The following is a 12478-nucleotide window of genomic DNA, read 5'->3' as shown; positions in this document are numbered from 1 at the left end:
GCACATGCCTATAAAAATTTACCTTTTTACACTCTTCTTGTTTTTTGGCTTTTTAGGAATCGCTCAAAACAGTACGATCCAAGGCAGGGTATTAGATGAAAAAGGAATTGCACTTCCTGAAATTCCGGTTCTCATCAAACACCCCTGGGGAGCTTTGGCTTTGAGTTTATCAACAGATTCAAAAGGTCAGTTTACGACAGATCAACTTAAAATAGGCGGTTATAAGTTGGAAATAGGTCTATTAGGATTCGAGACTTATTTATTAGAATTTGTTCAAACATCAGACAACAGAGATTTTGGAAATATTCAATTGAAAGTAAGTAGCAAGTTATTGAAGGAAATTACTGTAGCTGATAAAAAATATCCCGGTAAAATACTTAACGACACCGTTCAATTTGATGCTTCCAGTTATAAAGTGGCAAAAGATGCATCAGCCGAAGACCTCATTACAAAAATGCCAACTGTTACCAATGAGAACGGTACCGTTAAAGCACAAAATGAAGATGTCAAACAAGTTCTTGTCGATGGCAAACCATTTTTTGGAAATGATCCAAATCTTTCTTTAAAAAATTTACCCGCTGAACTTATTGACAAGATTCAAATTTTCGATCAACAAAGCGAACAAAGCCAATTCACCGGCGTCAATGATGGTAACACTGTTAAAACTATAAATATTGTTACCAAAAGTGGTTTAAACAACGGACAATTTGGAAAGATATATGCGGGTTATAATTTGAATGATAAATATCAAACAGGAGGAAATATAAATTACTTTGATGGCAGCAGGCGTATAAGCTTAATTGCCATGTCGAATAATATTAACATTCAAAATTTTTCAACTGATGATATTTTAGGTGCTTTAGGAAATTCAGGAAGCAGAAATCGACCCGGTTCACAAAATGCAGGCAGAAGGGAATTTAGATCAGGTTCATCCGGTACAAGTGATTTTTTAATTCCTCAAAGCGGAGGTATTGCCAAAACAAATGCGATAGGTCTCAATTATAGCGACAATTTTGGCAAAACATTGGAAATAAACCTGTCCTATTTTTTTAATCAATCTGCAAACAATATCCTTTCCGAAATAAACAGGGTTTATTTTACCAATGAAAATATTGATCAAACTTATCTTGAAAAAACAAACAGTAAGCCCAATAATTACAACCATCGTCTACAGGGACGTTTCGAGCTAACACTTGATAGTATGAATTCCATCCAGATAAGGCCCCGACTGTCGTACCAATCCAATTCAAACAAAATAAACAACTACTCCATAAGTTATTTTAACGATAGGCCCGGCAATCAATCCTCTAATACCGCGTCAACCAATGCATCAGGTTTTAATTTTTCAAACAATATACTTTTTAGGCATAAATTTAATAAACCACGGCGTACATTTTCAATGGATTGGAACATGAACTCTGCTCCTAAATCAGAAGATAACTTCCAACTTTCATACCTCCAGTTTAACAATCCGATGGGTGAGATATTAGATACCCTGCGACAATTGGAAAACAATGAGTACACAAAAATTGGTTGGTCTGCCAATTTTGAATACACCGAACCCATTACCAAAGAGCATTCTTTACTATTTAATTACAGATATCAAAATGCTGAAGATGATACCGAGGTTTTGACCTATGGAATCCCAACTATGGATGGTTCATCTGAAATTTTGATTCCTTCACTAAGTAATTTTTTTGTTTCTCAAAACAAGTCTCATCAACTTGGTCTGGGCTATCAATGGAATATTGATCAGAAACTGAACTTATCTGCCCGTGTAAATTGGCAAAATGCACGATTATTAAATGACCAGTTTCTGCCTTTTGCAAACGCAAATACCAAGAGTTTTAATAATTGGGTTCCATCGCTATTTATGCGCTATACAATAAACAAATCTAAAAATCTGATGATTCATTACAGGACATCGACGCAACTTCCACGCATTGAACAACTTCAAAATGTAGTTAATAATTCGAATCCAACACAATTGTATTTAGGAAACCCAAATTTAAAACAGTCCCTTCAACATTTTTCGAGCATAAGGTACAATGTTACCTTGCCAAACTCAACCTTGTTTTTTGCCTCCGTCAGGTTGAATATCTCTGAAGATTATATTACTAATCATAATTTTATCCGAAATCGCAACCATCCCATTTTTAAAGCTCTTGATGTTCCTTTGGGAGTTCAATTAAGCATTCCACAAAATGCAGGTAGCAATTACCAGTTAAGATCTTACCTGAGTTATACTTATCCTATTTCAACGATCAAATGTTTGCTCTCTACGGATCTTTCTCATAGTTACATGATAACCCCAGGACTCATTGACGGTGATCAGATCAATTCTAAAACACATACGCTCAGTTTAGGCTTGTCACTAAATAGTAATATCAGTGATAAAATAGATTTCAATATTCAGATCAGACCTTCCTACAATAGTTTCACGAATCAAAATATTGATGATCGCTATTTTCTGTATGATAACAGACTGCGAGTAAGCTGGCAATTCTATAAGCGTATGGTTATTAAAACCGATGCCAATTACAGAATCAACGAAAGTTTACAGGAAGGATTTAATCAAAATATTTTATTGTTGAACCTCGCATTTGGAGTTAAAGTGTTTAACAACGAAAGGGGAGAATTCGCTATCGGCGTGAATGACCTATTTAATCAAAATCAGAACCTACAACGAAATATTGCCGATACCTACTATGAAGATACCTACAGCAATAATCTGCAGCGGTTTTTAATGGTTTCTTTTACCTATAATTTGCGCAATTTTAATACAGGAAAAAGAGCTCTCGAAAAAGAAGGTCAAAATGATTTTTTCATGCGCCCAAGGGAAGGCCATGGCAGATTTTAAATTTTGCTGAATTCCAGCAAAGAAGGTAAAATGATTTCCATACCTGCAACAGCTTTTTCTTCGATCAAATATGCATGTTTGAAGGCTGCCATGCTTGGATGATGCTGTGGTTTGGGATCAATGTAATATAAAAGCGCCTCCGCAGACAAATGAACCAATAAACCTGCAGCAGGATACACTTGTAAAGAGGTCCCAATAACGATGAGTATATCTGCCTTTTTGATCAAATGAGATGCTTGATAGATCATGGGCACATCCTCACCAAACCACACGATATGCGGTCTCAGTTGACTGCCATATTCACATCGATCTCCGAGTTTCAAATCAGTTGTCCAGGGATAAATAATATCAGACTTGTAGCTACTTCTGACTTTTAAAAGTTCTCCATGCAGATGAAGCACGTTCTTACTTCCTGCTCGTTCGTGTAAATCATCAACATTCTGCGTAACAACCCAAACTTGATAATGAGCTTCTAAATCTGCAATAATCTGATGTGCAATATTTGGCCTTGAATGAATCACTTGCTTTCGGCGTTCATTATAAAAATTCAATACCAATTCCGGATTTCGTCGGAAACCTTCAGGGGTTGCTACGTCCATCACTTGATGACCTTCCCACAAACCATCTGAATCTCTGAATGTTTTTAAGCCACTTTCTGCACTAATTCCGGCCCCCGATAAAACGACTAAATTTTTCATTCCTTTTTTAATTTGAAAAAAGAGCGGGGTAGGGCATCAATGATATCACTTGCCATTATAGATTCCATAGCCATTTCATTCAGGAGAAAATCAGCAGTATAGCCATGTAAATAAACTGCCAGCAAGCAAGCATCCAGACTTGGATAATCTTGTGCAAGGAAGGCCCCAATCATTCCACATAATACATCGCCGCTGCCAGCTTTAGCCAATCCTGGGTTGCCACTTGAGTTGAAGTACACAATCCCTTCTCGACTTACTATAGCTGTATAATGCCCTTTTAGAACAATGGTGATATTGTACTTGCTTGAACATTGAATAGCCTTATCAATCCGTTCAAAATCTGTTTGACATTTTCCAAAAAGGCGATCAAATTCAACAACATGGGGTGTAATTACAATTTCAGCATTTATACTTTCAAAATACGATTCATGACTAATCATATTTAAAGCATCTGCATCCAAGACGACTTTTTTATCAAATTCATTTAATAGCTCCAACATTAAACATCGCATTTCTTCGCTGCATCCCATTCCGGGACCCATAGCGAGCACGGTGTATTTATCCAATTTGACTTGACCAATTGGATAAAACATAGCTTCAGGCAATGCAGTTTGAAGGATCACCCGATTTTCTTCAAATGAGACTATTGTGCATAAGCCACATCCTGTTCTCAAGGCAGCTTTTGATGCCATCAATATAGCTCCGACCATACCAGGACACCCACCTATTGTCAAGACATGTCCAAATTTGTTTTTATAGTCAAATGGCTTTCTGACCCTTATCAAATTTTGAATGTCTTCTCTTAGAACATACCATTTATCAGGCAAACACCAGCTTAAATACAAAGGATGCAAACCAATATCCAGAATGGAAATTTGACCATACGCAGCACCACTAACAGGAAGTAAAGCTGACAATTTGGGACTTTGAATACATAGCGTAAAATTTGCCCTTACATAAATATGATCGGGGAGGCCATTTGCATACATACCCGATGGGATATCAATGGAGACTATTTGATGTCCGCATATATTGAGATCTTGAATAACTTTAGAAACATCTCCTGATGGTTCCCTATTAAGACCGGAACCTAATATGGAATCAATGATCATTAAATCTTGCCGATATTTCAACAAATCAAGGGCTTCCTCCATTTCTAAAATCGGCCCTAAGCCTACTTTATTGAATCTATCCAAATTTATAAGAAACTCATTGCTTGCGCTGGCAGTTAAAGGAATTAGCGAAACATATACTTCCAAGTTTTTTGCTGCTAATTGACGAGCGATGCAAATGCCATCACCGCCATTATTGCCATTTCCGCAAAAGATCAGGTATTTAGCAGTTGGGCCAAACTTCAATAAAAGCCATTCGGTACTGACTGTAGCTGCGCTTTCCATTAATTCCAAAGAACTAATTGATTCTTTTTCAAGGGTATATAGATCCCAATGCCTGGTCTGTTCTACATTATAAATAGGAAGCATGATCCAAAATTGATGCAAATTACATACCGAACTGCATATGAAATGCTTGAGTAGGGACTCATCATTTGCGAAATATTATAAATTATTTTAATATATTTAGAAAATATTTCAGAGAATATTTGAATATTTGCACAAAATCTCATAAACTTGCTAATTCTTTGAGAAATTCCCATTTTCATCTCCGAATTTTCATTAATCAAGTTCACTTTCCATTTACTCACTTTTAACCGGTTTCATTTATGCTTAAACGGCATACGTATTTACTTATAATTATTGGGTGGTGTACACTCTGCACCATGGGAAAAACTCAGGATATACATTATTCTCAGTTTTTTATGCACCTACCAGGGCAAAGTCCGGCCAATACTGGCTCTTATGCTGGTGAACACAGACTTACCGCTAATTACCGCAGCCAATGGCAAACGGTACCCGTGCCTTATTTAAGTTTGAGTTTGTTTTACGACAGCAAATTTAAAATCCGATCAAAACAGGATTTTATAGGTGTAGGTATAGGTTTGGATTACGATAAAGCCGGAGATTCCAAATTGAGTTTGACGGCACTTAATACTTCTTTTAATTATGGACTAAACATCAATAGGCACCATCAATTCAGATTTGGCATAAGTCCAAGTGTCGGACAAAGAAGGTTATCGGAAGAGCTTTTAAAGTGGGACAACCAATGGGATGGTGAAAAATATAATAATGGTCTTTCACCAAAAGAAAGTTTTGAGAATTCCGGTGCTTTTTTCTTTGATTTGGGAGCAGGAATCTCTTACCAAATTTCGAAATCGAACAGGACATATTTGGGCATCGGAGCCTCCATCAATCATTTACTGGAACCCGATCAAACTTTTTATACTCAACAACAAAACAAAGTAGGTTTGCCAATGCGCCATGTTTATCATGCCACGCTGAGCATCGGGATTGCTGGTTTTGTTGATCTCATTGCATATGGCCAGTATCAGGAGCAAGATGTTTATGAAGAAACCGCTGCAAGTGGAATGTTCAAATTTTATCTGGATAAAAATCCAGGAATCCGACTGAATCTCATTTTAGGTGCCGGTATCAGATTAGAAGATGCATTTTATCCGATGGCTGGATTTCAATATAAAAATTGGACTGCAATTGCAAGTTATGATATAAATACTTCAGCCTTTAAAACAGCTACCAATCAGAGAGGAGGCTTAGAAATAAGCCTACAATATTTATTTAAAAATGTTGATCCCGTGGGCTTATACAAAAAATGTCCACTTTATTAATTCACGTAAATATGAGAATTTTCTTTTGTCTTATTACATACCTAATATATACTCAAATAGGCCAGGCGCAATCATTAAGCCAGTATAAAGAGTCTATTACAAATTATCTTCAAAGAGAAGATTACTATGCAGCTTATCATGACATCCTCATTGCTTTAAGTTATAAGCAAGAGCTCGACTCCTTAAATATGCTTGCAGGTCACGCCGCTTTAAAACTGAATGCATTTTCAACAGCAACCAAACACTTTAGAGCTACGATTGGAAAAGAAATCCTCCAACGGCATCCGGGAACAGAATACTATTTGGGTGAGTCCCTTTTTCGTCAAGGATTTTATAGTGAAGCTTTAGTTTATTTTAAATCCTACCAATCAAGCGGACATGATGATCCTGAATTGCAAAACAGAACAGTTAAACGCATCAGTTCTATTCAGTGGGCAAAGGAGCAAATAAAGCGGAAGGACCCACTCATCCAGCAAAAAAAATTAGACGATCGCATTAACTCACAACAAAGTGAGTTCAGCCCCGTCTTTGCAAACAATTCATTGTACATTTCTTCTGATCATATTTTAGAGAAAAAACGCAAGGGTGGCGAACCGCTCAGAAATCAAGGTACAATTTTGCGTTTTGATGAAAGTACTTTTAAGCCATTGCCATTAGATTCAGGGCTTCTGGACAAAGATTTGCATATAGTCCATCCATCCTTCAGCAAAGACAGCAATAAGGTATATTTTACGATTTGTGGCTATTTGCAGGACATTGACAGGATTCATTGCCAGATCTACGTAAAATATAAAAACGGATTAAAATGGGGTCCCAAATTAAAATTACCGGAACCTGTTAATCTTCCCCATTATACTTCTACGCAACCTCATATTTCCAAAGATCCGGAATCAGGCCTCGATAAACTCTATTTTGTGAGCGACCGTCCCGGCGGAAAAGGGGGGTTTGATATATATGCTGTACTCATTAGCGAAGATGAATTTCCTTCTCAGGCTGAAAATCTGGAAAACTTCAATACAAGTGAAAACGAAGTAAGTCCATTTTTCAACACAAAAACTTCTACCTTATTTTTTAGCAGTGAAGGTCATATTGGGTTCGGCGGTCTAGATGTTTACAAATACGACTTCAAAGGAAAAGAGGCTTTGAAAATTATAAATCTGGGGCCTTCTATAAACAGTAGTTATGATGATCTATATTATAACGAAGATGACATACAACGCAAAGCTTATATGGTATCCAATAAACCGGGATCTAAGTTTATGGATGAAGTCATACAGGCTTGTTGTTATGATGTTTATAAAGTTAAATACATCCCTGCAACCTTAGACCTCATCGTAAATACATTAGATAAATATGATTCCACAGGTTTATTCGGAACCAAGGTAGAAATTACTGATGTTACAGAAATAGATAGCCTGCATTATTCAAATCAATTAACAGATAAATCAATTTATCCCGTTAAAATTACAGAAGACAGAAAGTACAGGATCATAGGCAGTAAGGATGGCTGGATATCCGATACTTTGTTTTGCAACACGATTGATCTGGCTGATTTATCGACCCTGACTAAGAATCTCTACCTTACCGAAATTAAATCATTGAATGCTTATACATTTGAACGCACTACAAATGTTAATTTAAAAGGTGCAACCGTAGAACTTTGGGATCTCGATCAGAACATCATGTTGAAGTCTACAACAAATCCTGACAGCAATTTTTTCGATTTCAAATTGTTAAAAGGTAAAAATTATAAACTAAAAGCGTACAAGCCAAAATATGAAAGCACAGAAATCACCATTACACCATTAGAGACTGCCCTTGAGCCTGTATTGAATCGGAAATTATTCCTGGAATTAACTGCAATTGCAGATCTCCGAAAACTATTGCCCATTCGTTTATTTTTCGAGAATGACATGCCTGATCCGAGGTCAGACTCAGACAGCACCAGTGTAGGATTCCTCGATATTTACAATGATTATTATGGAAAAAAACTCACTTATATTAAAGAGTTTACTAAAGGCATGAAAAATGTAAATAGGGAAAAAGTAATTCTCGAAATTGATACTTTTTTCAATAGGAATGTAAAAGCTAATGCCGAAAAGTTGAAATTATTTATGGAAAAACTAATCATCATTCTGGCAGAAGGACATGAGATTGATATTTTCCTTAAAGGCTATGCTTCCCCGCGTGCAAAATCGGATTACAATCAGTTATTGTCATCTAGAAGAGTTTATAGTGTGCGAAATGAATTTGACCGCTACGACAAAGGAATATTTCACGACTATATTGTGAATCAATTTTTTCAAATTAAAGAGATCCCATTTGGCGAATCAAAATCATCAACAGATGTAAGCGATGATTTAGAAGATACTCGAAATTCAATATACAATCTGAAAGCTGCTTATGAGCGGAGGGTTGAAATTTTAGAAATATTAAAAGGCGTTGATGAAAATATTAATCAATAACTCAATGGAACTTATGATACAGAGATTCAATAAGATAATTCAGCTGTTGGTTTATAGTATTATCTTTTGTACGATAGCTATACCAGAAGCCAAATCAAGTCACATTGTAGGTGGAGAGATGTCCTATAAATGTCTGGGTGGCCAGGTTTATGAAATCACATTAACCTTAAGAAGAGATTGTTTTAATGGGAGCCCGGAGGCAGAATTTGATGATCCTGCACATATTGGAATTTTTGACAGTGAGGGCGCTATCGTCAGGAGTTTAGGACAATTTGGACTATTGCTTATGGATTTCCGAAACGATGACACCTTAAATGAAATCCTGAGAACCGAATGTGAAGTGGTAGGAGGGGATGTATGCGTTCATACAACAACATATCGCGCTAAAATAGAACTTCCATTTTTAAAAGGAGGTTATGTTTTAGCATATCAACGTTGCTGCAGAAACAAAACCATTACCAATATTGTCGACCCGGAATTAATTGGTGCTACCTATAGTGTAGTGATATCTGAAGATGCACTTCGTTATTGCAATACTTCTCCAAAATTTGGAGCATTTCCATCTATTTACATTTGTGGAGACAGGCCCATTGTTTTTGATCATCAGGCATTTGACCAGGAAGGAGATTCTTTGGTATATAGCCTTTGCGTTCCATATGCAGGCGCAGATACTGCAAATTCGAAACCCACCAGGCCTAGCAGACCTCCGTTTCCACAAGTAACTTATAAATTTCCCTTTGGATTGACTGATCTTTTGGGTGGTAATCCTGCTTTACGAATAGATCCCGCCACTGGTTTGATAACTGGTCAACCAAATGCAATCGGCCAGTATTTAGTCGGCATTTGTGTCGACGAATATAGAAATGGTAAATTGTTATCTAGAGTACGAAGAGACTTTCAATACAACGTCAGATTTTGTACTACCAATCCCGTAGCCAGGTTTACGGCCAGCGACACGGTATTATGTGTTGGCGATAGCACCATTAAGTTTACAAACAACAGTGTGAATGCACGCGATTTTACCTGGCTATTTGATTATCCAAATACCAATTACATATCAAAAGATACAAATCCGGAATTTAAATTTCCAAAACCCGGAAAATACCGAGTTGCTCTGGTAGCAAACCGGGCTAAAGATTGCATCGATACCAATTATTTAGATGTTTACTTGTATGGTGATGGCTATTTAAAGAGTGATTTCGATGTAAGCTATGAAAGTTGTAAAGACAGTATCGAGTTGCTTGTTACTGATCATTCATTTGATTCATTATTAAGCATCCGAAATTGGCAATGGAATGCAAGGCTCAATAATCGAATTCTAACATCTACAAATCAAAATCCAAAATTCATTTTTCAAGATACCGGCAAAGCAATCATTCAACTCACGATCACATCAGAAGGCGGTTGCACAGATACGATTGAAAAAGAATTTATCCTCAACTTACTTAACCCTCAATTTCTCGGAGATAAAATTCCAATTTGTATTGGCGAATCCACAAAATTGCTTCAAAATCCAGACCCAAGATTCAAATACACGTGGTCACCAACAACATCTTTAAGTTGCGCATTCTGTCCGGATCCTATTGCAAATCCGGCAGCCGATATTTTATATAAATTGACCATTTCAGATGGGAATTGTACAGAAGAAGATTCTGTATTCGTTAGTGTAAGCAATTTATTAAATATAGACATAGCAGGTGATTCAGTGATCTGTGATACTCATATTCAATTACTCGCTAATGGCGGTGTTGAAAATACGATTGAGTGGTCTGATCAAGCTGATTTTTCAAACATTCTTGCGAGTGGATCCTTTAACTTTGAAACACAGGTAAATGGTAAAAAAACATTTTATGTAAGAGGTAAAAGTGGATTCAATTGCCCTGGTTCAGATAGTATTACTGTAAGTAATGAGGAAGTCTTAAGTAACATCAGACTTGATTCTGTGCGCGTTTGTGAAGGTGACACTTTTAATTTGCAAATTCAAAATGACAATCCCGAGCATCAACTAAAATTTGACTGGGATCCAGAGACGTATATTATTTCCGGAAAAGGAACGGAGAATATTACACTCACGATTCCCAAATGCGGCGAATATACATTTAGCGTAAAAGCCACGAATCAATATAATTGCAGCGCTTCTGATTCCGTCAGAGCAAACATTATTTGCAAACCAATTGCTGATTTTAAAGTTGAAAAAAATTGTGATAACACGCTCGTAAGTTTTTCGAATGAGAGTTCACCGGGAAATTACGCATGGGATTTCGGAGATCTCGAAACTTCAAATGAAAACAGTCCGGTGCATTTTTATAAAATTCCAGGTCGCTACACAGTAACTTTGAAAGTTGGAGCAGAATGTAATAATGAAATTACGAAAATTGTAGATGTAGGACTTATCATGGTTAGTTTGCGAGAAAGAGTAGTGAGTTGTATGGGAAAACCTGTAAAACTCAACGATAATCCCGATACCAATTATACTTATCAGTGGTCACCTATAGAAGGTTTAGATAACCCCAACAGCCCGAATCCAACTGCATCCATCAGTGAAACCAAAACTTATAAAGTCAGAGTAAGTGATCCTAATATACCCGATTGTTATGTGGATCGGGAAATAACTGTTTTTGTGCCGCCGCCAATCAATTTAAATGTCAATAACGATACAGTGTTGTGTTTTCAAAAACCCATCATTTTATATGCAAGTACCGACCCCGGAGCCAATGTACCCAGCATAGAATGGACAGATGAAATTGGAATTTTGTTAGGTACAGGTTATAGTTTGGAAAAACTATTTTTGGATTCCATGTATGTCTTTGCGTATGCCACAGATATATATGGCTGTGGAGATGTGGATTCGTTTAGAATTATACCTTTAGATACAAACTATACTATAATCGGGAAAGACAGATTATGTCCGGGCAAAGATGGACCTATTGAATTTATTAACCGGGATGGCCATACTTATCGCTTTGACTGGTCGCCGGAGCGATTTATTGTAACGAACAAAGATCAGGCTCGAATACTGGTTAAACCTGCAGATACAACAGTATTTTTCCTGACATTTATAAATGAATATGGTTGTGCTTATCAAGACAGTTTCAAAGTAAATATCAGTAGGTTTGATCCTCCATTATTGGCATTTGCTGATCCGGATACCATTTATCTTGGTCAATCTTCACAATTAAGTACTACACCCGGTTATATGGATTATGAGTGGATCATTCCTTACAATCTGGATTGTATTAAATGTCCGGATCCAGTCGCCAGTCCGGAAAATTCTACCTTGTATACGGTTAAAGCTAAAAATGACGATGGCTGTGAAGGCCAAACAGATGTTAGTGTTTTCGTTAAACGTCCAAAATGTAATGAAGAAGATGTTTATTTTCCAAATGTGTTCAGCCCAAATGATGATCAGGAAAATGACATCTTGAGAATTCGAAGTAACTTTTTGGAGTCTGTCGAGTTATATGTGTATAATCGATGGGGAGAAAAAGTATTTGAAACCAAAGACATCAATCAATGGTGGGATGGTACCTATAAGGGAGTTAAATTGGCACCTGATGTATATGGTTATTATTTTATTGCCACTTGTGTAGATGGCAACACTTACGCTAAGAAGGGAAATGTTACATTGTTAAGGTGATAATCCTCTGATTCTTAAGAATTCTTTTATATTTGTGAAGAGTTCGTTCATTTATGGACGCACTCAAGGCGAATATAT

The 12478-nt window shown here is 36.7% G+C and carries 6 protein-coding genes; 4 read left to right on the top strand and 2 right to left on the bottom strand.

The window, feature by feature from the left end; genetic code table 11:
• Positions 1-4: 4 nt before the first annotated feature.
• Positions 5-2860: a TonB-dependent receptor gene (locus IPM92_06140; protein MBK9107959.1), complete on the top strand. Its 2856-nt coding sequence runs from the start codon at positions 5-7 to the stop codon at positions 2858-2860.
• Here the strand turns inward: IPM92_06140 and IPM92_06135 are convergent.
• Positions 2857-3558, bottom strand: a complete 702-nt coding sequence (locus IPM92_06135) for an NAD-dependent deacylase (protein MBK9107958.1) — start codon at positions 3556-3558, stop codon at positions 2857-2859. The genes IPM92_06140 and IPM92_06135 overlap by 4 nt on opposite strands.
• Positions 3555-5039 (bottom strand): NAD(P)H-hydrate dehydratase, encoded by a 1485-nt coding sequence (locus tag IPM92_06130; protein ID MBK9107957.1) that lies wholly within the window; start codon positions 5037-5039, stop codon positions 3555-3557. Before IPM92_06130 ends, IPM92_06135 begins: the two co-directional genes overlap by 4 nt.
• A 239-nt stretch (positions 5040-5278) precedes the next feature.
• On the opposite strand from IPM92_06130, the gene IPM92_06125 reads away from it, so the two are divergent.
• Genes IPM92_06125 through IPM92_06115 form a run of 3 tightly spaced genes read left to right on the top strand, consistent with a single transcriptional unit; the run spans position 5279 to position 12400 of the window.
• Positions 5279-6298: a PorP/SprF family type IX secretion system membrane protein gene (locus tag IPM92_06125; protein ID MBK9107956.1), complete on the top strand. Its 1020-nt coding sequence runs from the start codon at positions 5279-5281 to the stop codon at positions 6296-6298.
• A gap of 11 nt (positions 6299-6309) precedes the next feature.
• Complete coding sequence (locus tag IPM92_06120; GenBank protein ID MBK9107955.1) at positions 6310-8763, top strand: PD40 domain-containing protein; 2454 nt, start codon at positions 6310-6312, stop codon at positions 8761-8763.
• A 13-nt stretch (positions 8764-8776) separates the two neighbouring features.
• The gene (locus IPM92_06115; protein ID MBK9107954.1) at positions 8777-12400 is read left to right on the top strand and encodes a gliding motility-associated C-terminal domain-containing protein; all 3624 of its coding nucleotides are present in this window, start codon (positions 8777-8779) and stop codon (positions 12398-12400) included.
• The last annotated feature ends 78 nt before the right edge of the window (positions 12401-12478 follow it).

The organism is Saprospiraceae bacterium (assembly GCA_016719615.1).
In the GTDB taxonomy this organism is placed as follows: domain Bacteria; phylum Bacteroidota; class Bacteroidia; order Chitinophagales; family Saprospiraceae; genus Vicinibacter.
This window is presented reverse-complemented; position numbering and strand designations above follow the sequence as displayed.